We start from the raw sequence: 24,763 nt of genomic DNA on the forward strand, positions 1-24,763 counted from the left end.
TGTCTGCCGTAATGCGATACTCGCCGCTGTTTTGCCAGCATCGGGCTCATGCCCCTCCCCTCTCCTTGGCCACCGACAAAGAACTCAACGATTTTCTGCGCGCCGTCGACCGGCGAGCGTTCAAGCGCACCGCTTATATGGTGCGCGATGACGATTCGGCGCTGGACATCGTGCAAGACGCCATGATCAAGCTGGCGGAAAAGTACTTCGATCGCCCCGCCGCCGAGTTGCCGCTGTTGTTTCAACGCATCTTGTCGAACGCGACGATGGATTTCTTCCGCCGCAAGAAGACTCGCAATGCCGTCATGCAAAATATGTCGGACTTTGAGTCCAGCGATCCGGATGGCGACTTCAATCTACTTGAGGTCCTTGAAGCGCAGGAAGGCACGCTGGGCGCGCTGAGTGCCGCCGATGAGGTTTCCAGGGGCCAAATCTTGCAAGCCATCGACGCCGAAGTGGCTGAATTGCCGGCACGTCAACGGGAAGCCTTCCTGCTGCGTTATTGGGAGGAAATGGATGTCGCTGAAACCGCGATCGTCATGGGATGCTCGGAAGGCAGCGTGAAAACGCATTGCTCCCGCGCCACGCATGCATTGGCAAAGTCGCTGAAGGCCAAGGGGATTACCTTATGAACAAGTCGCAATTTGGAATGGATCAAGCGTCCAATGAGGACGCTCGCGTCGCCCGCTTCGGCCTGCGCGTGGCGGCCGGTTTGAACGAGCAAGCGCAGACCTTGCCCGCCAATGTCGCCGAACGCCTGAGCTTTGCGCGCGAACAAGCGTTGCTGAAGGCCCGCAGCGCCCGCGCAAGCCAGGCCCAGGCGGCCCCTGCGGCGGCGGTCATGCGCTCGGGTTCTGCTTTGAGCTTGGGGCGCGGCGGCGACTCGCCGCGTTGGCTGAAGCTGACCTCCTTGCTGCCTTTGATCTTGTTGGTGCTGGGCTTGATGCTGATTCAACACAGCCAATGGTATGAGCAGATTTTGGCCGCAGCTGAAGTTGACACCGGTCTGCTGTCGGATAAATTGCCGCCGGCAGCCTATGGCGACCCCGGATTCAAAGAATATTTGAGTGATGAGCCAGAAGAGCAATGACTTCATGCCGATGACGAGATTGGACGACTGCCGGAGTTCAAAGCGCCGCAATTCACAGCGACTTGACTTGCTGCTGGCGGCGCTGACTCTATTGGCGAGTCAGGTCACCTCTGCGCAAACCCCTCTGCCCGCAGACGGCGCGGCCAGCAGCGCGCCCCTGGTGGCTAGCCCTCCAGCATCGGCGCCGGTCGCTGCAGAACCACTGCAGCGCCTTGCCCCGAGCAAGATTGCCGCCCCCAATGCCATGTTGCCCGCACCGACTTGGGTTCGGCTGAATTCCGCGCAAAAGGCAATTTTGCTGCCGCTGGAGCAAGACTGGGACTCGCTCGACGCCGCTCGCAAGAGTCAGTGGTTGGAAGTGGCGACACGTTTTTCGGCGCTGTCGGCCGAGGAGCAGGCACGTGCGCAAGAGCGCATGCGTGAATGGGCCAGGTTAAGCCCGGCCGAGCGCCAACAAGCTCGGATCAGTTTTCAAGGCGCAAAAAAGATCACCGCCGAGGAACGCCAAGCCAAGTGGGAGGCCTATCAAGCGCTTCCCCAGGAGCAACGCCAACAACTGGCCGACAAAGCGGCGAAGAAACTCGCAACGCAAGCCAGCAAGGCTGCGCTGGATAGCAGTGCCGACAAGGCCCGCATTGCGCCGCTGGCGAAGTCAAATTTGGTGCCCACAGCAGTATCTAACCAGGCACTCAAAGCGGTCGCACCATCCTTGCTGCAAGCCAAACCGGGCGCCACCACGGTGCTGATGACCCAGGATAAATTGGTGCCCACTCATCAAAAGGCCGGCCACACCAAGGTACTGGCCAACCCAGATTTGGTCGACAGCAAGACCTTGCTGCCCAAACGTCCTCAGCACAGCGCATCGGCCCCATGACAATTGAAAACGAGGCGCTGCCAAGCCTGAAGCGGCGCATGGCCGCTTTTGTCTATGAGGGCGTGGTTCTGTTTGGCGTCGTGTTTGCCACTGCTTTTTTATTCGGCATCTTGACGCAGCAACGTCACGCCCTGCATGGCCAACACAGCCTGCAAGCCGTCTTGTTCATCGTGCTCGGTATCTATTTCGGATGGTTTTGGACGCGCGGCGGACAAACCGTGGCGATGAAGGCATGGCATATCCGACTCGTTGACCTGCAAGGCCAGCCTCTGAATCGGATGCGCGCCTTGGCGCGTTACTGCCTGAGTTGGCTCTGGTTTGCGCCGGCCCTGCTGAGCGTGTGGCTGCTTGAGCTCCGCAATACCGGCGCCATGTTCAGCACGCTGATAGCGGGTGTCGCCGCCTATGCCTTGTTAAGTCGACTGCACCCCAGCGGGCAATTCCTGCACGATGTGATTTGCGGCACTCAACTGATTACTCAAAAACCCATCAAACGATGAGCAACCCCTACAAAGGCAAAACCGGCCTGAACCGCATACTTCACGCGACCGGCTATTCCTTGGCCGGGCTGCGCGCCGCTTATACCGGCGAAAGCGCCTTCCGCCAAGAGGTGTGGCTGCTGATCGTCGCCACGCCGCTGGCCTTCTGGCTGGGCCAAGGCTGGGTGCAGACCGCGCTGCTGCTCGGCTCGCTGATGCTCGTGCTGATTGTCGAACTGCTGAACTCAGGCATCGAGGCGGCGATTGACCGGGTCTCGTTCGAGTTGCACGACCTGTCCAAGCGAGCCAAAGACCTGGCCAGCGCGGCAGTGCTGCTGTCGCTACTGCTCAGCGCCGGCATCTGGGGCGCGGCGCTATGGCAGCGCCTTGCCGGCTGAATTACTAGCTCAGACCGCCTCTTCGTCGGTCTCGCCGGTACGAATTCGTACGACCTGCTCGACCGGCGTGACAAAGATCTTGCCGTCACCGATCTTGCCGGTTTTGGCGGCTTTCAAAATCGCGTCGATGCAGCGCTCGACGTCTTCGTCCTTGACCACCACCTCGACCTTCACCTTGGGCAAAAAGTCGACCACATATTCGGCACCACGGTAAAGCTCGGTATGGCCTTTTTGGCGGCCAAAACCCTTCACCTCGGTCACCGTCAGACCCGACGCACCCACCTCGGCCAGAGACTCGCGGACTTCGTCCAGCTTGAAGGGCTTGATGATGGCGGTGATTTGTTTCATGGTTTCTGACTCCAAAACAGGTGGGATTGACTTAATTTAAGCACGGAACTTCGATGTAATCGGATAGCGCCAGTCGCGCCCGAAGGCGCGGTGCGTAATGCGTATCCCGATCGGCGCTTGGCGGCGCTTGTATTCATTGATCTTGATCAGCCTTGTGACACGCTCGACATCGGCCACGTCGAAGCCGGCCTCCACGATCTCAGCCACAGACTGGTCTTCTTCCATATAGCGGGCCAGGATCGCGTCCAAGACCTCATAGGGCGGCAAGCTGTCCTGGTCTTTCTGATCGGGCCGCAGCTCGGCCGATGGTGGGCGCGTGATGATGCGCTCGGGGATGATGGGCGCCGCCGTCAACACCGATCCATCGGGTCGCAAGGTAGCTTGCTCGTTACGCCAGCGCGCCAGCCGGAACACCAGCGTCTTCGCCACATCCTTGATCACCGCAAAGCCGCCCGCCATATCGCCGTAAAGCGTGCAATAACCGGTTGCCATTTCGCTCTTGTTGCCGGTGGTCAGCACGATGGCGCCGAACTTGTTCGACAAGGCCATCAGCAAGGTGCCGCGGATACGCGCCTGAATGTTCTCCTCGGTCGCATCCAGAGCCAAGCCCTTGAACTCATCGGCCAAAGTCTCATTGAACGCATCAAACATCGGCGAGATCGACTTTTCGTCATAGCGCACGCCGAGCCGCTCGGCCATGTCACGCGCATCAATCCAGGAGATATCGGCCGTGTAGGGCGAAGGCATCATCACGGTGCGCACCTTGTCGGCACCCAAGGCGTCGACCGCGACCGCCAAAACCAAGGCGGAGTCGATGCCGCCGGACAGGCCCAGCAAGACGCCGGGGAAACCGTTCTTGCCGACATAGTCGCGCACACCGGTGACCAGGGCGGCCCAGACCTGTGCCTCCAGACTCGGCAATGGCAAGACTTGGCCCTTGACCTGCCCCGACGCATTGATCTCGAGCAGCGTCAGCGCCTCCTCGAAGATAGGCGCGCGCGCGGCCAAGTCGCCATCCGCATTGAGTGCAAACGAGGCGCCGTCAAACACCACCTCGTCCTGCCCGCCGACCAGATGGGAGTACAGCAGCGGCAAGCCGACATCGCGTGCCCGCTCGGCCATGCGTTGCTCGCGCTCCTCGGCCTTGCCGACGTGGAAGGGCGAGGCGTTCAACACGCACAGCACCTGCGCGCCGGCCGCCTTGGCCGCCCGCGCGGGCTCGTCAAACCAGGCGTCTTCGCAGATATTCAAACCGAAGCGCAGGCCGCCGACCTCGAACACCGCCGCTGGCTCGCCGGCATCGCGGCCCGAGACAAAATAGCGCCGCTCATCAAAGACCTGGTAATTGGGCAACTCGCGCTTGCAATAGGTCAGCAAGACCTGCCCCCCTTGCAAAACAGAGGCCGCATTGAAGCGCGCCGGCACGGCCCAGCTCTTGGACCTAAGATCGCGCTGCGAGGGCTGCTGAAAGGGATGGCCAACCACCACGCTCAAGCCCTCACAGTCGGCCAATTCCTGAGCAATGCTTTGCAAGGCGGCAGTTGCGGCCTGCATAAAAGCGGGGCGCAAAAGCAAGTCTTCGGGCGGGTAGCCGCACAGGCTCAGCTCGGGCGTCAGCAGCAGTTTTGCACCGGCGGCATGGGCGCGCCGCCCATATTCGACGATCTTTTTTGCATTGCCTTCAAGATCACCCACGGTGACATTTATTTGCGCGAGCGCGACGATCACAGACATGGATTTCACCGATGAAATACAGATGGGAATAGGGCCAACAGGGTTGGGCGATTATGTCATCCGGGTGCATGACAGCCCTGGCCAGTTGCCGCTGGCCGAATGGAATGCCTTGCTGTCCGCCCAGCAACAGCCGACGCCCTTCATGCGGCTCGAATACCTCAGCGCCCTGCATGAATCCGGCAGCGCCACCACCGCCACCGGTTGGCAGGCCCGGTTCGCCAGCCTCTGGCGGCAGGGACAACTGCTGGCCTGCTGTCCGGCCTACCTCAAGAGCCATTCCTATGGTGAATATGTGTTCGACTGGGCCTGGGCCGATGCCTACCAGCGGCATGGCCTCAGCTATTACCCCAAGCTGCTGGTGGCCGTGCCCTTCACGCCGGTGCCGGGCAGCCGCCTGCTGGCCATCAATGCCGAGGCGCGCCAACTCTTGATGCACGGTTTGCAGGCCATGGCGGCAAAGCTTGGCCTGAGTTCGGCCCACCTCTTGTTCGGCGACTCGGCCGACCTGTCGGCCGCGCAGGGCCAAGCCTGGATGCAGCGCCAAGGTGTGCAGTTTCATTGGCAAAACCGATCACCCCTGCGGTACGCCACCTTCGAGGAATTTCTCGCTTCGATGCAGCGGGAAAAGCGCAAGAAAATTCAACAAGAACAACGCAAGGTGCGTGAGGCAGAGATTCATTTCGAAGTCCGCCAAGGCTCACAAATTAGCGAGCGTGACTGGGACTTTTTCTACCACTGCTATCAGCTGACCTACCGCGCCCACCGCAGCACGCCCTATCTGACGCGCGAGTTCTTCCGCTTGATGAGCCGCGACATGACCGAGAACTGGCTGCTCTTCACCGCCAAACGTGGGCCTGAGGCCATCGCCACCTCCTTGGTCGCACTCGACCCCGTGCAGGGTCACGCCTATGGCCGCTACTGGGGTGCGGTCGAGAGCGTGTCATGCCTGCATTTCGATGCCTGCTACTACCAGCCGCTGGCCTGGTGCATTGCCAATGGGTACAGCCGCTTCGAGGGCGGCGCGCAGGGTGAGCACAAGATGGCACGCGGCCTGCTGCCCGTGTCCACCCATTCCAGCCATTGGTTAGCGCATCCAGACTTCAGCCAGGCGGTGGCCGACTTCCTGGCCCAGGAGGGTCAGGCCATGCGTGGCTATGTGAACGAGTTGGAAGAGCACCAGCCCTTCAAGGCCTGCCCCCAATAAAAAAGCGCCCGGCGGGGCGCTTTATGCGGTCAAACAACGCCGAGATCAGCCCTGCGACGCCTTTTTGTAAGCCTCGATGCCGGCCACGATTTCGGCCTTGGCGGCGTCCGGGCCTTCCCAGCCTTGCACCTTGACCCATTTGTTCGGCTCCAGATCCTTGTAGTGCTCAAAGAAATGCTGGATCGCGTTGAGGCGCATCTTGTTGACGTCCTCGGGCTTTTGCCAATGCTGGTACATCGGCAGAATCTTGTCGATAGGCACGGCCAGCAGCTTGGCGTCGCCGCCGGCTTCGTCTTCCATCTTCAAGACGCCGACCGCGCGGCAAGTCACCACCACGCCGGGTGTCAGTGGGAACGGCGTTACGACCAGCACATCGACCGGGTCACCGTCATCCGACAGCGTTTGCGGGATGTAGCCGTAGTTGCAGGGATAGTGCATCGCGGTCGTCATGAAACGGTCGACAAACATCGCGCCGGTTTCCTTGTCCACCTCGTACTTGATCGGATCCGCATTCATCGGAATTTCGATGATGACGTTGAACTGTTCGGGCGCTTTGGCGCCGGGGGTGACGTTGTGCAGGCTCATGATTATCCGTAAGTCGACAAGGGGAAACCCGCATTCTAAGGGCAGGCCTTGCCGCTGGCTGACGGCGCCCGCATCAACACACCCCCATCGTTTACCCGCAAACCTTGGGTAAACACCCAAGGCTCACGCCCTCACCTTCTCGTAGCATCAATTCGGGCGACCTGACCCTCATGTTCGACTCATGTTCAGAGGTGCCGGGCCTAAGTTTTTCCTCCAACTGCAGATAGAACGATAGGAGACATCTACATGTCGACGAGTTTGGCGCTGTATTTCGCTCTGGCCTGTGGCCTAGCGGCTGTGTTGTACGGCTTCATACAAAGAAGCTGGATCTTGAGTCAAGACGCGGGCAATGCCCGCATGCAGGAGATCGCCTCCGCTATCCAACAAGGAGCTGCCGCTTATTTGGCCCGTCAGTACAAGACGATTGCGGCCGTAGGTCTGCTGCTGGCGATTTTGATCGCGGTCTTTCTGGACCCTATGTCGGCCGTCGGCTTCGTGCTCGGCGCGGTGCTCTCGGGCGCTTGCGGCTTCATCGGCATGAATGTGTCGGTGCGCGCCAATGTGCGCACCGCGCAGGCCGCCACCAAGGGCATTGGCCCGGCACTGGACGTTGCCTTCAAGGGCGGCGCCATCACCGGCATGCTGGTGGTCGGCTTGGGACTCTTGGGTGTCAGCCTGTTCTTCTGGTTCTTGAGCGGTGGCGAGAAGATTGACGCCGCCACGCTCAAACCGCTGCTCGGCTTCGCTTTCGGCTCCTCGCTGATTTCGATCTTCGCGCGGCTCGGCGGCGGCATCTTCACCAAAGGTGCGGACGTCGGCGCCGACCTGGTCGGCAAGGTGGAAGCCGGCATCCCCGAGGATGACCCGCGCAACCCGGCAGTTATTGCCGACAACGTCGGTGACAACGTCGGCGACTGCGCCGGCATGGCCGCCGACCTGTTCGAGACCTACGCGGTGACGCTGATCGCCACCATGGCGCTGGGCGCCTTGGTCGTGACGGCCGCCCCGATGGCCGCCATCCTCTATCCGCTGATGCTGGGCGGCGTGTCCATCATTGCCTCCATCATCGGCTGCTACTTCGTCAAGGCCTCGCCGGGCATGAAGAACGTTATGCCGGCGCTCTACAAGGGCTTGGCCGTGGCCGGCGTGCTGTCGCTGATCGCCTTCTACTTCGTCACCAACGCGGTGATGCCGGATGACGCGCTGGGCGCTGGTACTCGCATGCGCCTGTTCGGCGCCTGTGCCGTCGGCTTGGTGCTGACCGCCGCGCTGGTCTGGGTGACCGAGTTCTACACCGGCACCCAGTACTCGCCGGTCAAGCATATTGCCCAAGCCTCGACCACCGGCCATGGCACCAACATCATCGCGGGCCTGGGCGTGTCCATGCGCTCGACCGCCTGGCCGGTGCTGTTCGTCTGCCTGGCGATCTTGGCTTCCTACCAACTGGGCGGTCTCTACGGCATCGCCACCGCTGCCACCTCGATGTTGAGCATGGCCGGCATCGTGGTTGCGCTCGACGCCTATGGTCCGATCACCGACAACGCCGGCGGCATCGCCGAAATGGCCGAACTGCCCGCCAGCGTGCGCGATGTGACCGACCCGCTGGACGCCGTCGGCAACACCACCAAGGCGGTCACCAAGGGCTATGCGATCGGCTCGGCCGGTCTGGCGGCGCTGGTCTTGTTCGCCGACTACACCCATTCGCTCGAAGCGCGCGGCATGCATGTGTCGTTTGATCTGAGCGACCCCAAGGTGATCGTCGGCCTCTTCATCGGTGGCCTGATCCCCTATCTGTTCGGCGCGATGGCGATGGAAGCCGTAGGCCGCGCGGCCGGCTCCGTGGTGGTGGAAGTGCGCCGCCAATTCGCCGATGGTCTGATCATGTCCGGCAAACGCAAGCCCGACTACAGCGCCGCCGTCGACATGCTGACCAGCGCCGCGATCAAGGAAATGATCATCCCTTCGCTGCTGCCGGTGATCGTGCCGGTGCTGGTGGGCTTGTTGTTAGGCCCCGCAGCCTTGGGTGGCTTGCTGATGGGCACCATCGTGACCGGTCTGTTCGTGGCGATCTCGATGTGTACCGGCGGCGGCGCCTGGGATAACGCCAAGAAATACATCGAAGACGGCCATCACGGCGGCAAGGGCAGCGAAGCCCACAAGGCGGCCGTCACCGGCGACACCGTCGGCGACCCTTACAAAGACACCGCCGGCCCGGCCGTCAACCCGCTGATCAAGATCATCAATATCGTCGCGCTCTTGATCGTGCCTTTGCTGCCGATGCAAGTGACCCCGGCGACGGCCGCCGCAACCCAGCATGCGACTGCCGCAGCAACGGCGCCCGTGGCGATGCCGGCCGCGTCAGACCTTAGCGCCTTGGCCGCGTCCGAGCCGATGAAGGCCGCCTCGCAACCCTGATAGAGCGGACCTCAAAGGCCACGCTCAAACCCTGACAGCCCGCCATGCGCGGGCTGTTTTTTTGGGACTTATCAATCCGACTTAGGTCCTTTTCACCCTATTTCAGCGGGTAATCCCCAGCCAACACTGTGGCGCTTTTCGGCAAAATTCCGGTGCACCAAAACGGAGCGCGATTCCTTGCTCTGTTGGCCGGTGCCAAACAACCGAAAAGGGGAGAAAAAATGAAAACCACGACATCTAGCTGGATTGGACTATTGATCGCCAGCGGCTTGCTGGCTTTGAGCGGTTGCGCCGCCACGCCGACTACAGAGGCTCCTAAAGAAGATTACGAACCACTGAACTACACCACCGGTTCCAACTTGGGCCGCCGCGGCCCGCCGGCCTCCAATGCGAAGTCGGTCAATAAAGAAGACGTCAAACGAGAGGTTGACGCGATGTCCGCGACGAACGCGGCCGACTACATGCGCAAAGGAAACTAAGGCCGAGCCAATGCGAACCAAGCCGCTGCTGCCGCAAGGCTCGGCCCAAGGATAAAGCAGCCTGCTTGCAGGCTGTTTTTGCTTTGAGCACGGCCGAAGCCGCGACACAATAGCGCTCAAGCACAGGGACTCTCAAACAGCCATGACGAACACAGCGATCTCACGGCACGGACTGGAACGGCGGCGCTCGCAATTGAACGATTTGCGCCGCTACTTGCAAGCACAAGAGCAAGAATTTGACGACCTGCGCGCGCAGGTACAAGGCTTTGTCGGGCGCTATGTGGCCGCTTTGGGCGAGTCTTATCTTGAGCTGGATGCGCTGGAGTCGCAATTGCATAGCGCCACCAATGGCTTGGCCGAAGCGCTGCGCAACAGCGGCATCGATGTTCGTTCACCTTTGGCGCCACAGGCCACCGCGCTGCCCGTGTTGCCACAACTCCCGGTCGGAGCAAGCCTGCCACCCGAGCCTCAGAGCGGCCAGGTCGAAATGGCACCGCCGACGCTGAAGACACTCTACCGTCGCGCGGCAATGCGCTTGCACCCCGACTTTGCCGGCAACGAAACCGACCGGCGGGCCCGCGAGCAAAACATGATGCTGGTCAACGAGGCCTACGCGGCCTCCAACCGCGCGCAACTTGAGGTGCTACTGCTGGCCGCCGGCGAAGATCCGGTGAGGGTCACCGGCGGCAATGCCGATGCGCTGCGCAACTGGCTGAGCCGCTGTGAGCAATTGGTGCAGGGTCGCTTGCGGGTCGTGCAAGCTCATATGGCGCTGTTGACGGTGCATCCGATGCACCGGCTTTGGCTGGCCATCGCGCAGGCCGAAGTCAAAGGCCTTGACCCATTGAGCGTGATGGCCAATCGACTGCGCAGCCAGATTGGGGAGCGTCGCCAAGAGTTGTATATCGGCCAGCGCCTGCAGCCTCTGTCGGGCTTGGCGCAAGCCTTCTTGCACCGCCGCATCGAGCGCATGGGAGCGGCGGCCGGCACCAACTAAAGCGGCTCAGGGCTTGCCATTGAGAGCCGTCCAGGTCAAAACCTGAGTCAGTAGCTGATCACTGGCCTCGCTGAAGGCCCGCACCGCACCAGCCGCATCCGCGCTAGGGCTGGGCTTCACAAGCTCAAAGACCTGCGTCAAGCCTGCCCCTTCGCCCAAGCGGGCTCGCAGGCTAACTCTGACTTCCGACTGCGTGGGCGAGCTGAAGCGTTGCTCGAACTCGACCAACTCAAGCCGCAGTGCGACGGTTCTACCGGCCGCATTGCGCCCCCCCTGTGCCACCTTTTGCCGCAGGCGCTCACTCAGCAGAGCGGCCGGCGGTGCTAGCCAACGACTGTCACGATAGAACTGGGCCTGGAATTCATTCAGGTAGACCAAACGATAGGCAATGCCCGGCGTGGCCAGCCAGGGCGGCGCGCTCATTTCGGTCAATTGCAGATCGACCAGCGGCGCTTGCGTCCTTTCGGCAGCCAACGCAGGCCCCAAGTCGAAGACGGCCGGAGCCGCCGTCGTTTTGCCACCCAAGGCACAGGCCCCGAGAAGCAGCGCAGCCGCGCCTGCATATAGCATGACCCTCGCTAGACCCAGCCTCATTTGCTTACCTTCCTTGTCTCGGCATCGAAGCCGGCCTCACCCGGGCCCGCCGGCGCGGGCTGAGGGCCAAACAGAACACTCTGTGGTTGCTCGCCAATTTGATTCGCCACCCGCTCGACCGCCCGCCCGCTCTGGCTCCAGACATCGACCAGGGGTTGACTGCGCAAGCCCTTGCCGCCCACCAAGGCCGCGTCCAAGCGCTGCGCCGTCATTTGCACCTGCGTGGACGCTAGGCCAATGCGATCAAGTAACTCGGCACGCTGACGCAGCTCCTGCGCCAACAAGGTGGACTCGGTGGTGAGGCTGTCGATGCGCTGCAACGAAGCCCCGGCACCCGCCATCAATTGGCGGGTCTGTGCGGTCAAGGGCGGCAGGGCCGCTGCCGTGGGCCCCAGCGCCTTGCCGAGAGCGGCAACCTGCGTCGCGGCTTCGTTGAAGTTGCTCAAACTGCGACTGAAAGCCTGCTGATTGCCCTCGCCAAGCAAGGTATTGAGCCGCACCGCCACCTCGCTGAAGCGCTCCAGCAATTGCGGCCCGGAACTGCTGAGCCGGTCCAGCATCGACGCTTGCAGCTCGATCGGCGCGGCCCCAGCCTTCAACAAGGGCGCCGCGGCTTTCCCCTCGACGGGATCGGACAGATCGATATAGCTCAGCCCGGTGATGCCCTGATAACCGAGCCTGGCCACCGTGGCCTCGGTCAAGGGCGCCGTCTTGGCTACCCGAATACCGATCAGAATCCGCGCCGCGTCGGCGCTATCAAAGCCGATCGACTCGACCTTGCCGATCAAAACGCCTCGCAACTTCACAGGCGCCTTGACATTCAAGCCCGACACGCCGCTGCGCGAGACGATCGTAAAGTCGATCTTCTCCCCCTGATCCCCCTGGAACCAGGCCGCGACCAAGGCCAGCACGCCGCCCAAGAAAAGTATAAAGATGCCTGTCGCCAAGGCATGTGCACGGTTTTCCATTTCGCCTATAGCTCCATCGATTTTGCTGCGACCGGGGCTGCCCCCGAGGCTTGGCGCAAGCTGCTGCGATAGCTTTGAATGTAGTCTTCATTGCATTCCGCCGCGTGGCCGAGAAAGAATTCCTGAATGAAGGGATGCGGCTGTTTCACGACCTCGCTCAAGGGCGCGATGGCCACCAAGCAGCGATCGGCCAGCACCGCCACCCGATCGGCCAGCGCAAACAAGGTATCCACATCATGCGTGACCATCACCACGGTCAGACTCATCTCGCTGCGCAGGTCTTCGATCAAGCGAACGAAACGCTTGCTGCTGGCCGGGTCCAAGCCGGCGGTCGGCTCATCCAGAAACAATAGCGCCGGATCAAGAATCAACGCCCTGGCCAGCGCCACCCGCTTGATCATGCCGCCAGATAGTTCGGCCGGTTTCTTGAAGGCATCGGCCGGACTCAGGCCGACTTGGCCGAGTTTCAGCAACACCAACTCGGTGATCAAACGCTTAGGGATATCCTTCAACTCACGCAAGGGCAAGGCGATGTTCTCGAACACATTCAGCGCCGAAAACAGCGCGCCCTGCTGGAACAGCACGCCCCAGCGATTGCGCACCTGCGCCAGGTCCGATGCATCGCAATTTCTCAGTTGATGGCCGAAGATGCTGACGGTCCCGGCCGCCGGCCGCTGCAGGCCCAGCATCAGGCGCAGCAAGGTGGTTTTGCCACTGCCCGAGCCACCAATAATGGCCAACACCTCGCCGGTCAGCACGTTCAGGCTCAGGTCACGGTGGATCACCGCGCGGCCCAGCATCGTCGTGACAGCCGCCACCTCGATCACCGGGACGGGCGGCGGGGCCGCTTGCTGACTCGCCATCTAAATGCCCAATCCCTGAAAAATGATCGCAAAGGCCGCATCGGCGATGATCACCACGGTGATCGAGCTAACGACCGAGCTGGTCGTGCCGATGGCCAGACTTTCGCTATTGGGCTTGATGCGCAGGCCGAAATGGCAGGCCACGAAGGCGATCAACAGACCAAACACATGGGCCTTGCCCAGGCCCAACCACAAATTTGCTTCGGGCACCGCCGCCGGTATCCCCTGCAAGAACTGCACATAGTCGAGCCCCAGGGTGGCGCGCGCGGCCACCATGCCACCGGCCAAGACCATGCAGCTGGTCCACAAGGCCACCAAGGGCATCGCAACCCCGAGGGCAAAGATCTTCGGCAAAACCAAACGTATGGTGTGCGATATCCCCATCACCGACAAGGCGTCGAGTTCTTGGGTCACCCGCATAACGCCCAGTTGGGCCGTCATCGCCGAGCCGCTGCGCCCGGCCACCAGGATCGCGGCCAGCAAGGGCCCGAGCTCGCGCCAGACGCTCAAGCCCAGAATATTGATGACATAGATATCCGCCCCGAACAAGCGCAACTGGCGCGAAGTCAAATAGGACAAGGTGACGCCGACCAAGAAGCCCACCAGCGCGGTGATGCCCATCGCCTGCGCGCCGGTGCGGTAGATATTGATTGAAATATCACGCCAGGAGATCAGACCGGGGCGGCGCAGCATTTGCCAACAGTCGATCGCCAACTGGCCCAGCAGACGGGTAGCCCCGACCAAGTGTTCGGCCATCAACAACAGGTCACGACCAAAGGCGGTCACACCGGCCGGCATGCGGCCGCGCCTTGGCACCGGCAGTTTGGGCAGGTCCAGCTTGGCGAACATGGCTTGATGCTCGGGCAGCCAGTCGATTTGGGCCGGCAGGCGCTGCCCCCAGGCATCCCAGAGCATCATCGCGCCGGCGTTGTCCAGTCGCCGCAAAGAGCGGAGATCCCAAGCCGTACCTTCACGCCAAAGTCCGGCGGCTTGCGCACTCAAAGTTTCAAAGTTTCCGCGCAAGGGCAGCAAACTCCAGTCCCCCTGGAGGCGCGCCAAGCCGGGCCCGCTTTCCAGCGGCTGATGCTCGATCCTCGGCGTGGCCGCTGCGCTGTCTTGCTCCGCTGATTCGGCCTCCGCCATCGTTTCCACGCTCACCTTGTGACCTTGGCTGCCAGCATAGCCGCGAATGAGTCTGTCCAAACCTCACATCGCAGCCCTTCTTGAACCCGTTCAAGGTTTATTTTTGCCCCTTCTTTTAGGCTAGCGAGCATCTCGTTGAAGGAACCAAGGTTAAGGAGTCATATGGGCAAGGGAGTGGGTTTTACCAAGCAAATGGCGCGCAATATTTTCTGGGGCGGAACGATGTTCTTCGTTCTGGTCTTTGCCGCCATCATTTTCGATACCGAGCAGCGCATACCGGCGCGCTCCAACGCACAAAACATCACGCCTGCCGTGGTCGCGGGCAAAAAAATCTGGGAGACGCGCAACTGCATCGGTTGCCACACGCTGCTCGGCGAAGGCGCCTACTTCGCGCCCGAACTCGGCAATGTCTACAAGCGCCGCGGCGGCGAGTTCATCAAGGCCTGGATGAAGATTCAGCCGACCCACACGCCCGGCCGCCGCCAGATGCCGCAGTTCGATCTGAACGAGCAGCAACTCGGTGATCTGGTCGAGTTCCTGAAATGGACCGGCGAGATCAACACCGAAAACTGGCCACCGAACATCGAAGGCTGATAGGAGCACAGCAGATGACTACAACAACACTCAAATACAAATCACAGGCGGTCGCGAAGTACTACTTCATCGCCGCGCTGGCCCTGTTCACCGCGCAAATTTTGTTCGGCCTGGGTCTGGGCCTGCAATATGTGGTCGGGGACTTCTTGTTCCCCTACATCCCCTTCAACCAGGCCCGCATGGTGCACACAAACTTGCTGATCGTGTGGCTGCTGTTCGGCTTCATGGGTTCGGCCTATTACCTGGTGCCGGAAGAGGCCGAGACCGAGCTGTACAGCCCCAAGCTGGCGCTGGCGCTGTTCTGGATCTTCCTGGCTGCGGGCGCCTTGACCATCGTCGGCTACTTGGTCGTGCCCTATGCCAAGCTGGCCGAATTGACCGGCAATGATCTGCTGCAAACGATGGGGCGCGAGTTCCTCGAGCAGCCGTTGCCGACCAAGCTCGGCATCGTCGTGGTGGCGCTGGGTTTTATGTTCAATATCTCGATGACGATGTTGAAGGGCCGCAAGACCAGCATCTCGCTGGTGCTGCTGCTGGGCCTGTGGGGCCTGACGATTATGTTCTTGTTCAGCTTCGTCAACCCGCACAATCTGGTGCGCGACAAGATGTACTGGTGGTTCGTCGTTCACCTCTGGGTGGAAGGCACTTGGGAGTTGATCCTCGGCGCATTGTTGGCCTTCGTCTTGATCAAGACCACCGGCGTCGACCGCGAGGTGATCGACAAATGGCTGTACGTGATCATCGCCTTCGCCTTGATGACGGGCATCCTCGGCACCGGCCACCATTTCTACTTCATCGGTCTGCCCGGCTACTGGCATTGGGTCGGCAGCGTGTTCTCCGCGATGGAGCCGATTCCCTTCTTCATGATGACGGTGTTCGCCTTCAATATGGTGCAGCGCCGCCGCCGTGAGCATCCGAACCAGGCCGCCTTGCTGTGGGCCGTCGGCACCTCGGTGGTGGGCTTCCTGGGTGCGGGACTGTGGGGCTTCATCCATACGCTGAGCTCGGTCAACTACTACACCCACGGCACGCAAGTCACCGCCGCCCATGGTCATTTGGCCTTCTACGGCGCCTATGTGCTGGTGGTGCTGGCGATGATCAGCTATGCAATGCCAACGCTGCGCGGCCGCATCGCCAACAGCCAGCGTGCTCAGAACGCCGAAATGTGGAGCTTCTGGATCATGACCATAGGCATGGGCGTGATGGTGTTGGCGCTGACCGGTGCGGGCATTCTGCAGGTATGGCTGCAGCGCATGCCGACCGAGAACGCGATGGGCTTCATGGCCACGCAGGATCAGCTGCGCTTCTTCTACTGGACGCGGATGGCAGGCGGTGTGATGTTCCTGGCCGGCTTGCTCACCTATCTGAGCAGCTTCTTCATCGGTGGCGAGCCGGTGGTGGAGCGCAGCGGGGCCGACAATGCCGGCCACCTAACGCAGGCCCTGCGCGGCGCCTGAGCGGGAGCAAGCGAAGTGGAAATGCACAGCGCCCAGCAACTGTGGGAGATTCGGCGGGAAATCCCTTTTTACGCCCCGCAGGGCGATGAATGCCGGCTTTTTCAACATGCGCATGCCAGCGCCCTGCCCTTGCTGATCAAGGGCCCGACCGGTTGCGGCAAGACCCGGCTGGTCGAGCATATGGCGGCCAGACTGGGCCGGCCGCTGATCACCGTCAGCTGCCACGATGATCTGAGCGCGTCCGACCTGGTCGGCCGCTTTTTGATCAGCGGCGGCAATACCCAATGGTCGGACGGCCCGCTCACACGGGCGGTGCGCCAGGGGGCGATCTGCTATCTGGACGAGGTGGTGGAGGCCAGACGCGACACCACGGTCGTCTTGCACCCGCTGGCCGATGACAGGCGCATGTTGGCCATCGAGCGCACCGGCGAGCAGTTGCAGGCGGCACCCGGTTTCATGCTGGTGATCTCCTACAACCCCGGCTATCAAAACCTGCTCAAGAGTCTGAAACCCAGCACACGCCAGCGTTTCGTGGCGCTGTGCATGGACTACCCTAACGCAGCTATCGAGCAGGCCATCATCGAGGCCGAGGCTCAGGTGCCGCCGGCCTTGGCGGCCCAATTGGTGGAACTGGCCACGGCGCTACGCCGCCTGACCGACCATGATCTGGAAGAAACCGTCAGCACGCGTTTGCTGGTGGTGGCGGCGCGCCTGGTGGGCTCGGGGCTGTCGCTGCGCCAAGCGGTGCAAGCGGCGATTGTTGACGCGCTGACCGACGACGCCGACACCGCCGCCGCCTTGAGCGAGTTGGTGCGGGCGGTCTGCGGTGACGGCGCTTAATCAAGCCCAGCGCCAAACCCTCAGGCGCTCGCTCCAACTAGGCTTCTTCGCCCTCTTCGTGCTGGCGCCGGCGCTGAATTTGCTGCGCTTTGATCTGAACGAAACGCAACTCTGGTTCCTGGGCCAGCGCTGGTCGCTGGGTCTGGACGCCTTCAAGGCCGGCGAAACCACGGCCGCGCAGACCGCGATCAATATCTTTACCCGCGCCTTTCTGCCGGCCATCCTCTTGATTGCCGGCTTTCTATTCATCGCCTGGCGCTATGGGCGGCTCTATTGCGGCTGGCTCTGCCCGCATTTCGCCGGTGTCGAGTTGCTGAATGACTTGCTGCACCGGGCTACGGCCAAGTTCAGCCTCTGGGACCGTGTCCGCATCAAGCGCCAAGGGCGCGAGCCGGATCGGCGCTGGTGGCCGGTATTTGGCCTGGCTTGCTTGCTGATGGGCGCGCTCTGGGCCGTCACCCTGCTCAGTTACCTGCTGCCACCGGCAGAGATCTGGGGCAATTTATTGAACGGCGGCTTGACCGCCAATCAGGCCCGCTTCTTGGGCATCGCCACCTTGATCTTCACGGCCGAATTCGCCTTCGCCCGCCATCTGTTCTGCCGCTTCGGCTGTGCCGTCGGCCTGTTCCAAAGCCTGGCCTGGATGGCCAATCCGAAAGGCATGGTGGTCGCCTTTGACCGCGACAAGGCGCGCGATTGCCGCAGCTGCGACGAACCGCGCGGTTCGGCCTGCGACAGCGTCTGCCCGATGCGCCTGCACCCGCGCAATATCAAACGCATGATGTTCTCCTGCGTGCAATGCGGCCAGTGCATTGAGGCCTGTGACAAATCCCAAGGCCAGCAGGGCCGCGGCCAACTGCTGGAATGGCAGGTCGGGCTGGACGCGGTGCGCGAGACGCTGCGGCAAAAGAAACTTGATCAACAAACCCGCCAAGACAGGCCGCAATGACATGGAAGAATGGATAGGCCAAGTCTGGCACCGTTTCGTCACCCGCGCGGCGGATCAACGCCATCTGGACGCTGCCGTGCAATTGACGGACATGCGGCGCAGCATAGGCATGCTGTTCCGCGCGGCTGGCGGCGATGCGGCCGTCAGGCTGGGCGAGGCGTCGGCCACCCAAACGGGAGGGCCGCGCGGCTGGCTGCAGCGCCTCGGCGGCGTCGACGGCCGCGAGCATCTGGCCCGGCTGGAGCCGGATGTGTTGTCACTGCCGGCGCAGATTGCCGTCTTCGCCGAGCCCGAACTGAACCGCGCGCTTTATCTCTGGCTGGCCGCCTTGTCCGCGGTCTATATCGACAGCGGCGATTGGTTGGCAGACAACCGCGCCGCCACCCTGCGTGCCTTGACCGTCTTCCCCGGCCTGCAGCTGCGCTACCAACAATTGCTGCAAGCCCATCTGGCGCAACGCCCGGCCCTGAGCAGCTTGAAAGGGCCGGCCGCGACTGCCGAGGCAGCATTGCGGGCGGCTTTGACGGGCGAGCTGTTCCCTCTCCCAGGGGGTCAGGTTTTGCCGCAAGACCTGGCCCCGGTCTGGCTGTGGTTACTGCCCGGCGCGGGCAAGCTCAGCGCTGCGACAGCGCGCGGCGAGGCGGCCAATGAAGCCAGACTGGGCGCCAAACCCGGCGAGCAGGACAAGACCCGCAGGCAGGCCAAAAAGCAGAGCGAGCACAGCCGCCAAGACGGTTTGCTGATGTTCTTTCGCACCGAGTCGCTGCTGAGCTGGTCGGAATATGTGAAGGTCAACCGGGCCAGCGATGACGATGAGGACGGCAATGCCGTCGCCGCCGCCAACGATATGCAAACGCTGACCGTCACCGACGGCGGCCAGACGCTGGCGGCCCGGGTCAAGTTCGACCTCGACCTGCCCAGCGCCGCCGCCGACGACCGCCCGCTCGGGCCCGGCGAGCGTCTGCCGGAATGGGACTGGCGGCAGCGCCTGCTGCTGCCGGAGCATTGCTCGGTGCAGCGCTTTGTCAACGCCGAGGCGCCGCCCTTTGCCGCCAGCCCAGCGCTGCGCCAGACCGCCAGGCGTATGCGCCGGCGCCTGGAGACGCTGCGCGCCGCACCGAGTTGGCAGCGCGGCATGGACAGCGGCGAAGAAATCGACCTTGACGCCTGGGTGCGCTATGCCGCCGAAGGCAGCAAAGGCAATATCAGCGATAGCCCGTCCGTCTATGCCCGCGCCGCCAAAACAGAACGAAGCCTGGCATCCTTGCTGATGGCCGACCTGAGTCTGTCCACCGACGCCTACGCAAACAACAACTCAAGAATCATCGACGTCATCCGCGAGGCCTTGTTTGTCTTTGGTGAGGCCTTGGACGGCAGCGGCGACCCGTTCGAGATGCTGGGCTTCTCCTCGGTGCGCCGTCAAAACATACGCATCCAGCACCTGAAGGGTTTCGACGAGGCCTGGGGGCAAGCGCCCAAGGCGCGCGTCGGCGCGATCAAACCCGGCTATTACACGCGCATGGGCGCGGCGATCCGCCACGCCACGGCGCGGCTGAGCCAGCGGCCCGAGCGCCAGCGCCTGCTGCTGCTTTTGACCGACGGCAAGCCGAATGATCTCGACCATTACGAGGGTCGCTTCGGCCTGGAGGACACCAGGCATGCGGTGCAAGCGGCGCGCCAGGCCGGGCTGACGCCGTTCTGCGTCACCATCGATACCAGCGCCCATGACTACCTGCCCTATCTCTTCGGCGCGCAGGGCTACGCCTTGGTGCATCGGCCGCAGGACTTGCTGTCTCGGCTGCCCAAGCTCTACGCAAGTCTCACTCGTGCCTGAAAAAAGTCTGAACAAGCGCTGTTCGGGCCTCGTCCGCAAGAACTAGCGCGCCACAGAGGCCACCGCGCTGCCATCGTTCTAAAGAACTAGGCACCGGTCGGACTTGATCTAACACAAGTTCTGCACGCGTTCGCTGCGCAAAATCGCGCTCCAACAGGCCCCACCAGGCCTCACATGGAGAATTTGCAATGTCAGTCGCCTTCGACCTGCCCCGTTATCTGTCCGTGCTGCCCCTGTTTGCCGACATGCAGACCGGCGAGTTGCAACGTTTGGCGGCCAGCGGTTGCCGCATGCAGCGTTTGAGCCGGGGCGATGCGATTTTTCGGGTCGGCGAGAGCTGCGACGAGTTCCATGTGGTGGTCACCGGCCAGGTCAAGCTGTTCGCCATTTCAAGCAGCGGTGCCGAGAAAGTGATCGAGTTGATCGGCCCCGGCAACAGTTTTGGCGAAGCGCCGATGTTCTCCGGCAAGGCCCATATCGTCAATGCGCAGGCGCTCAGCGAGACCTTTTTGCTGACCATCGCCAAGGAGGCGGTGATGGAAGAAATCGCCCGTGACCCGCGCTTCTCGCTGCGCATGCTGGCCGGCGTCTCCAAGCGCCTGCACGGGATGATCAGTGATGTCGAGTCCTACTGCCTGCACAGCGGCATCCAGCGGGTAATCGGTTACTTGCTGCGCGACCATCTGTTGAATGATGGGGTCGAAGACAAGCTGGCAAGCCGGGCCATCACCATTTCCTTGCCGGTCAGCAAGGCCACCATTGCCTCGCGCCTGTCGCTGACGCCGGAGTACTTCTCGCGTGTGCTGCATGAGTTGGAAGCCGAAGGGCTGATCAAGATTGACCGCCGCGATATTTGCATCCTCAACACCCAAGGTCTGGCCAGCTACCAACTACAGTAGCGGCAATCCCACCTTTGTTTGATCGCCTCCATCACCATGCAAATTGCCAATTTCCAGGACCTGCTCAACGCAGCCGCCATGCAGTCCGATGCTCAACGGCTGCTGATGGTGTTTGCCGGCGCCACGCTGCCGGCCGACGCATCGGCCCAGCAAAAAGCCGAGTTCGAGGCCGGCCAGGGCGGCGAACTTGCGCCGCTGATCTGTGTGGATAAGCTGCCGCAGGAACTCGGCAGCTTCGAAGCGCTGACGCAGGAAGCCGATCAACTGCTCAGCACCGAACAGCGTTGGCAGATCGTCTTCATCGCCAGCCTGTCGGGCAGCCCCGGTCAGGCCCCCGGCCCTGAGCAGGCTGACAAGGCCTTGCAGGCAATGGTGGAGTCCATCAAGGCCGGCCGGATCGCCGGCTTCATCCCCTTCAACCGTCAAGGCACGCCGGTCAATTTGCAGGCGCATTGATGCATGTGAACCAGGCTCAGTCTTGGTTCATCAAATCCAGGGTCTTGATCCGGATGGCCTGCGACTCACCGCTGGCTTCCATGCGACTGAGCACGGCGTCCAGGCGCTTGCCGAGTTCTTGGTGCCGGCCGCTCAAGTAGTGAAACACAGGCAGGCGCTCCAGCGCTGACTCCAACCTGCGAACACCCGCGTCGGTGGCGAGCGGGTTGGGTTCGGCTTGCGCCGGCTCGACGAACAGCAACACATCGGTCATGCCTCGCTTGACCATACGGAACATTTCTGCCTGAGAGCTAGCCTCTATTGGGCGGCTGCCCGCCGGCAGATTCTTCTCGACCAGCAGCGTTCCGCGCATATAGGCCACTCGCAGCCCCGCCAAGTCGGACCAACTCACGGTCTTGAGGTTCGAATCAATCGCATAGGCACGCACTTCGGCATCCCCAATCGGTGTCGCCACTCTGTACAGCGCCGGCTGAGACAAGGCCACGTCGGCGACGCGGTAGACATTGCCGTCCAACTCGCGACTCAGCATCATCTGCATCGCGCGACGAACCGGCAACTCGACAAACTCGACCGGCTGATGAAGCTCGGCATAGGCCTGTGTCAACACCGCTTCGCTGACCCTGACCAGTGAATCCGTCTTGCGATTCCAGGAGCCGATTCGCAAGGGATCTGCCCGGCCCAAGCCGGTCAGCAGCAGGAGGCCCATTCCCAAACACAAGGCGCGACGTGACAGGCTTGACATGGGCAGCTTCCGGGGGCGGAAAGGATTGTGAATATATACCTTGTTTTCCGGAAATAGCTGTGAGTGGCTACCCAAGGCAGCAATGCTTCACTATGCGCTGAGCCGGCAACACAAGCCAGAAGCGATGCCGAGGGCCTCACCAAGCCCAGCCTTCGGTTAACTATCACCCCTTGTCTTTGTTCCGCCGAATCGAATGTCTACGCACCGCCCGCCAATCTGGAGAATCCTGCGCTAGGCTTGCCGGCGCCCTATCAACCCGACAGGGAGTGGCCGAGGTCGAGCGTGAGCAAGGCACCGGGCCCCGCATTGGCGGCTCGGCCAAGTTCCGAGAATTGCTGCGCGCGGAATTGATCCCGCAGAGCAAGGTCAGCGCGGGCCAAGCCAAGCCGCTGATCATGACCATCGGCAACGATGACGTGATCGGCCCGCCGGCGCTCCAATTTGCCGAAATCCTGCAACAGACGGCGGCGCCTTCCCTGCCCTGGAAATTCGTCCAGATGTCCGACGAAACGCATACGAGCCTCTATCACCCCGGCGGCCTTGCAGGGCATGCGCTGGATATTCAAACCGAGCAAGCCAAAACAATCGGAAGGAATGCAGATGAGAGCCCCCCGGGAAAGCCCTGAGCGCTGACTTTCGTCATTCTGGTGAGCAGCGATTAGGCTTTCGCCCTTGTTCTGCCTGCCTTGCCGCTATCACTTGGAGATCGCCCAGCAAGGCCGGCATGGCCCCCAAAGTCATATTTAGCCCCCTTTTTGCCATGCAATCTCTGTTCAAACTCCGCGCGCTGACCCTGTTGTTATTGCCGCTGGCCGGCCTGACCCATGCCGCCAATAACAGCATCATCAACCCGACCAGCGTCAGCAGCCCTGTCGCCGCCAGCAATAGCGGCCTCGACCTCGCCGGCTTCGATGCCAAGGTGCGCGTGCAGGACGACCTATTCCAAGCCGTCAACGGCGGCTGGATCAAGCGGACGGTGATCCCGGCCGCCAAGGGCTCGCATGGCAGTTTCGAGATTCTGCGCGAGCAGTCGGACGCGCAGGTACGCGCCATCGTCGAGGCCTTGGCCGCCGGCAGCGACGAGGCGAAGATCGGTGCCTTCTACGCCAGCTTCATGGACACCGGCGCCATCGACCACGCCGGCCTGAGCAAGATCAAGCCGCTGCTGGCCGAGATCGATGCGATTGGCAACCGCCAGCAACTGGCGCAATGGTTGGGCCGCGCGCAAGGCATGGTCAACACCCCGATTCAGCTGAGCGTCGGGCCCGATGCCAAGGAGCCGCTAGTCAACCGGCTGCGGGCAAGCCAAGGCGGCCTGGGCCTGCCCGAGCGCGACTATCTGCTCAACCGGACCGACAAGCGCATGGCGCGCGCCCGCGCCGACTATCTGAGCTATTTGCAAAGCCTGGCGCGTTTGAGCGGCGAGGCTCAACCCGCCGACGCCGCGCGCCGCGTCTTGGCCTTGGAGACCCAGATTGCCGAGCTGCACTGGGACGCGGTTGCCAACCGGGATGTGCAAAAAACCTTCAATCCGATGACGCCGGCCGAGCTGGCCGCCAAGGCGCCGGGCCTTGACTGGCCGGCCTTTTTCGGCGCCGCACAGCTGAACCCTATCGACCGGCTCTCGGTCACCCAGCCCAGTGCCGTCATCGGCATCGCCAAGCTGCTGAACGAGGCGCCGCTGGCCGACTGGCAGCTCTACGCCAAGCTGCACAGCTTGAACACCTATGCCGAGGTCTTGCCCAAGGCCTTCCGCGAGGCCTCGTTTGCCTTCCATGGCCGGGCCATGAAGGGCAGCAAGGCGCCGCTACCGCGCTGGATGGAGGGCTCGGCCGAGGTCAATGAGGCGCTCGGCGAAGCGGTCGGCAAGCTCTATGTCGAGCGGCATTACACCCCCGCCCACGCGGCCCGCATGAAAAGCCTGGTCGATAACCTGATGGCGGAATTCTCCGAGTCCATCAAGGGTCTGAGCTGGATGAGCCCGCAGACCCAAGCGGCCGCGCAGGACAAACTGTCCAAATACACGGTCAAGATCGGCCACCCGACGAAATGGCGCGACTACAGCGCGCTGCAAGTGACGGCCGGTGAGGCCTTGCTGAATCGCCAGCGCGCCGCGCAGTTCGCCTGGGCCCGCGAGGCCGCGAAAGCCGGCCAAGCGGTCGACCGTACGGAATGGGGCATGACGCCGCAAACCGTCAATGCCTATTACGACGAAACCGTCAACGAGATCGTCTTCCCGGCCGCCATTCTGCAGCCGCCCTTCTTCGATCTGAATGCCGATGATGCGGTCAATTACGGCGGTATCGGCGCCGTCATCGGCCATGAAATCAGCCACGGCTTTGATGACCAAGGCGCCCAGTACGACGGCGACGGCATGCTGCGCAATTGGTGGACCGAGGCCGACGCCAAGGCCTTTGATGCGCTGGGCTCGCGCTTGGCCGCTCAGTACGACGCCTACCAGGCCCTGCCCGGAAAAAAGGTCAACGGCCGCCTGACCCTGGGTGAAAACATCGCCGACCTGTCCGGCCTGCAGATCGCCTACAAGGCCTATCTGCGCTCGCTGGGCGGCAAGGCAGCACCCGTGTTGGCGGGCTTCAGCGGGGAGCAGCGCTTCTTCCTCGGCTTCTCGCAGATCTGGCGCGAGAAGGTGCGCGAGCAGCAGATGCTCCAGCAGCTAACGGCTGACCCGCACTCACCGGGCGCCTTCCGCGCCAATGGTGGCGTCGTCAACCACGACGCCTTCCACCAGGCCTTCGGCACCAAGCCGGGCGACAAGCTGTTCAAACCAACGACCGAGCGCATCCGCATCTGGTGAGCCACA

26 protein-coding genes are annotated in these 24,763 nt (G+C 62.3%); 18 read left to right on the forward strand and 8 right to left on the reverse strand.

The annotated features are described in order from the left end of the window. The first annotated feature begins 65 nt into the window (after positions 1-65). Genes LNV07_RS05020 through LNV07_RS05040 form a run of 5 tightly spaced genes read left to right on the forward strand, consistent with a single transcriptional unit; the run spans position 66 to position 2,841 of the window. Positions 66-632: an RNA polymerase sigma factor gene (locus LNV07_RS05020; RefSeq protein WP_263570070.1), complete on the forward strand. Its 567-nt coding sequence runs from the start codon at positions 66-68 to the stop codon at positions 630-632. A gap of 17 nt (positions 633-649) precedes the next feature. Further along, complete coding sequence (locus tag LNV07_RS05025) at positions 650-1,090, forward strand: DUF3619 family protein (protein ID WP_263570071.1); 441 nt, start codon at positions 650-652, stop codon at positions 1,088-1,090. Further along, positions 1,071-1,964 (forward strand): DUF3106 domain-containing protein, encoded by an 894-nt coding sequence (locus tag LNV07_RS05030; RefSeq protein WP_263570072.1) that lies wholly within the window; start codon positions 1,071-1,073, stop codon positions 1,962-1,964. The genes LNV07_RS05025 and LNV07_RS05030 overlap by 20 nt, the downstream gene beginning before the upstream one ends. Next, the gene (locus LNV07_RS05035; protein WP_263570073.1) at positions 1,961-2,464 is read left to right on the forward strand and encodes an RDD family protein; all 504 of its coding nucleotides are present in this window, start codon (positions 1,961-1,963) and stop codon (positions 2,462-2,464) included. The genes LNV07_RS05030 and LNV07_RS05035 overlap by 4 nt, the downstream gene beginning before the upstream one ends. Next, positions 2,461-2,841: a diacylglycerol kinase gene (locus tag LNV07_RS05040; RefSeq protein WP_263570074.1), complete on the forward strand. Its 381-nt coding sequence runs from the start codon at positions 2,461-2,463 to the stop codon at positions 2,839-2,841. The genes LNV07_RS05035 and LNV07_RS05040 overlap by 4 nt, the downstream gene beginning before the upstream one ends. Before the next feature lie 9 nt (positions 2,842-2,850). Here LNV07_RS05040 and LNV07_RS05045 read toward each other — a convergent pair whose 3' ends face one another. Both LNV07_RS05045 and LNV07_RS05050 read right to left on the reverse strand, forming a co-directional pair. After that, the gene (locus LNV07_RS05045; RefSeq protein ID WP_124452671.1) at positions 2,851-3,189 is read right to left on the reverse strand and encodes a P-II family nitrogen regulator; all 339 of its coding nucleotides are present in this window, start codon (positions 3,187-3,189) and stop codon (positions 2,851-2,853) included. A 36-nt stretch (positions 3,190-3,225) separates the two neighbouring features. Then, the gene (locus LNV07_RS05050) at positions 3,226-4,923 is read right to left on the reverse strand and encodes an NAD+ synthase (RefSeq protein ID WP_263570075.1); all 1,698 of its coding nucleotides are present in this window, start codon (positions 4,921-4,923) and stop codon (positions 3,226-3,228) included. On the opposite strand from LNV07_RS05050, the gene LNV07_RS05055 reads away from it, so the two are divergent. After that, positions 4,922-6,127: a GNAT family N-acetyltransferase gene (locus LNV07_RS05055; protein WP_263570076.1), complete on the forward strand. Its 1,206-nt coding sequence runs from the start codon at positions 4,922-4,924 to the stop codon at positions 6,125-6,127. The two genes, LNV07_RS05050 and LNV07_RS05055, sit on opposite strands and share 2 nt — an antisense overlap. Before the next feature lie 45 nt (positions 6,128-6,172). Here LNV07_RS05055 and ppa read toward each other — a convergent pair whose 3' ends face one another. After that, positions 6,173-6,712, reverse strand: a complete 540-nt coding sequence (gene ppa, locus LNV07_RS05060; RefSeq protein ID WP_263570077.1) for an inorganic diphosphatase — start codon at positions 6,710-6,712, stop codon at positions 6,173-6,175. Between the two features lie 246 nt (positions 6,713-6,958). Between ppa and LNV07_RS05065 the strand changes: the two genes are divergently transcribed. From LNV07_RS05065 to LNV07_RS05075, 3 genes are all read left to right on the forward strand, one after another. Beyond that, complete coding sequence (locus LNV07_RS05065; RefSeq protein WP_263570078.1) at positions 6,959-9,127, forward strand: sodium-translocating pyrophosphatase; 2,169 nt, start codon at positions 6,959-6,961, stop codon at positions 9,125-9,127. A gap of 221 nt (positions 9,128-9,348) precedes the next feature. Further along, positions 9,349-9,606, forward strand: coding sequence for a hypothetical protein (locus LNV07_RS05070; protein WP_263570079.1), 258 nt, complete (start codon positions 9,349-9,351; stop codon positions 9,604-9,606). Between the two features lie 142 nt (positions 9,607-9,748). Further along, a complete protein-coding gene (locus LNV07_RS05075) occupies positions 9,749-10,603 on the forward strand; it encodes a J domain-containing protein (protein WP_263570080.1) in 855 nt (284 codons plus the stop codon). Positions 10,604-10,609: 6 nt separating this feature from the next. Here LNV07_RS05075 and LNV07_RS05080 read toward each other — a convergent pair whose 3' ends face one another. Genes LNV07_RS05080 through LNV07_RS05095 form a run of 4 tightly spaced genes read right to left on the reverse strand, consistent with a single transcriptional unit; the run spans position 10,610 to position 14,186 of the window. Further along, the gene (locus tag LNV07_RS05080) at positions 10,610-11,173 is read right to left on the reverse strand and encodes an ABC-type transport auxiliary lipoprotein family protein (RefSeq protein WP_263570081.1); all 564 of its coding nucleotides are present in this window, start codon (positions 11,171-11,173) and stop codon (positions 10,610-10,612) included. A 20-nt stretch (positions 11,174-11,193) separates the two neighbouring features. Continuing rightward, positions 11,194-12,165: an MlaD family protein gene (locus tag LNV07_RS05085; protein ID WP_263570082.1), complete on the reverse strand. Its 972-nt coding sequence runs from the start codon at positions 12,163-12,165 to the stop codon at positions 11,194-11,196. Positions 12,166-12,170: 5 nt separating this feature from the next. Continuing rightward, on the reverse strand, positions 12,171-13,028 hold the full coding sequence (locus LNV07_RS05090) for an ABC transporter ATP-binding protein (protein ID WP_263570083.1): 858 nt from the start codon (positions 13,026-13,028) through the stop codon (positions 12,171-12,173). Further along, the gene (locus tag LNV07_RS05095) at positions 13,029-14,186 is read right to left on the reverse strand and encodes an MlaE family ABC transporter permease (protein WP_263570084.1); all 1,158 of its coding nucleotides are present in this window, start codon (positions 14,184-14,186) and stop codon (positions 13,029-13,031) included. A 147-nt stretch (positions 14,187-14,333) separates the two neighbouring features. Here LNV07_RS05095 and LNV07_RS05100 point away from each other — a divergent pair, with 147 nt between their 5' ends. The 7 genes from LNV07_RS05100 (at position 14,334) to LNV07_RS05130 (ending at position 21,200) form a co-directional block, all read left to right on the forward strand. Continuing rightward, complete coding sequence (locus LNV07_RS05100; RefSeq protein ID WP_263570085.1) at positions 14,334-14,765, forward strand: c-type cytochrome; 432 nt, start codon at positions 14,334-14,336, stop codon at positions 14,763-14,765. Positions 14,766-14,779: 14 nt separating this feature from the next. Continuing rightward, positions 14,780-16,222, forward strand: coding sequence for a cbb3-type cytochrome c oxidase subunit I (locus LNV07_RS05105; RefSeq protein ID WP_263570086.1), 1,443 nt, complete (start codon positions 14,780-14,782; stop codon positions 16,220-16,222). A 21-nt stretch (positions 16,223-16,243) separates the two neighbouring features. Next, positions 16,244-17,062, forward strand: coding sequence for a CbbQ/NirQ/NorQ/GpvN family protein (locus tag LNV07_RS05110; RefSeq protein WP_263570288.1), 819 nt, complete (start codon positions 16,244-16,246; stop codon positions 17,060-17,062). After that, the gene (locus LNV07_RS05115; RefSeq protein ID WP_263570087.1) at positions 17,049-18,011 is read left to right on the forward strand and encodes a 4Fe-4S binding protein; all 963 of its coding nucleotides are present in this window, start codon (positions 17,049-17,051) and stop codon (positions 18,009-18,011) included. Before LNV07_RS05110 ends, LNV07_RS05115 begins: the two co-directional genes overlap by 14 nt. Further along, complete coding sequence (locus tag LNV07_RS05120; protein WP_263570088.1) at positions 17,977-19,845, forward strand: nitric oxide reductase activation protein NorD; 1,869 nt, start codon at positions 17,977-17,979, stop codon at positions 19,843-19,845. The genes LNV07_RS05115 and LNV07_RS05120 overlap by 35 nt, the downstream gene beginning before the upstream one ends. A 188-nt stretch (positions 19,846-20,033) precedes the next feature. After that, complete coding sequence (locus LNV07_RS05125; protein ID WP_263570089.1) at positions 20,034-20,744, forward strand: Crp/Fnr family transcriptional regulator; 711 nt, start codon at positions 20,034-20,036, stop codon at positions 20,742-20,744. A 36-nt stretch (positions 20,745-20,780) separates the two neighbouring features. Beyond that, positions 20,781-21,200, forward strand: a complete 420-nt coding sequence (locus LNV07_RS05130; RefSeq protein ID WP_263570090.1) for a ribonucleotide reductase subunit alpha — start codon at positions 20,781-20,783, stop codon at positions 21,198-21,200. Positions 21,201-21,216: 16 nt separating this feature from the next. On the opposite strand, the gene LNV07_RS05135 is transcribed toward LNV07_RS05130, so the two are convergent. Next, a complete protein-coding gene (locus LNV07_RS05135; protein ID WP_263570091.1) occupies positions 21,217-21,942 on the reverse strand; it encodes a substrate-binding periplasmic protein in 726 nt (241 codons plus the stop codon). A 266-nt stretch (positions 21,943-22,208) separates the two neighbouring features. Here LNV07_RS05135 and LNV07_RS05140 point away from each other — a divergent pair, with 266 nt between their 5' ends. Further along, positions 22,209-22,568: a hypothetical protein gene (locus LNV07_RS05140; RefSeq protein WP_263570092.1), complete on the forward strand. Its 360-nt coding sequence runs from the start codon at positions 22,209-22,211 to the stop codon at positions 22,566-22,568. 134 nt (positions 22,569-22,702) lie between these two features. After that, complete coding sequence (locus tag LNV07_RS05145) at positions 22,703-24,757, forward strand: M13 family metallopeptidase (RefSeq protein WP_263570093.1); 2,055 nt, start codon at positions 22,703-22,705, stop codon at positions 24,755-24,757. The last annotated feature ends 6 nt before the right edge of the window (positions 24,758-24,763 follow it).

Source organism: Roseateles oligotrophus (genome assembly GCF_025717515.1).
Classification (GTDB): domain Bacteria; phylum Pseudomonadota; class Gammaproteobacteria; order Burkholderiales; family Burkholderiaceae_C; genus Paucibacter_A; species Paucibacter_A oligotrophus.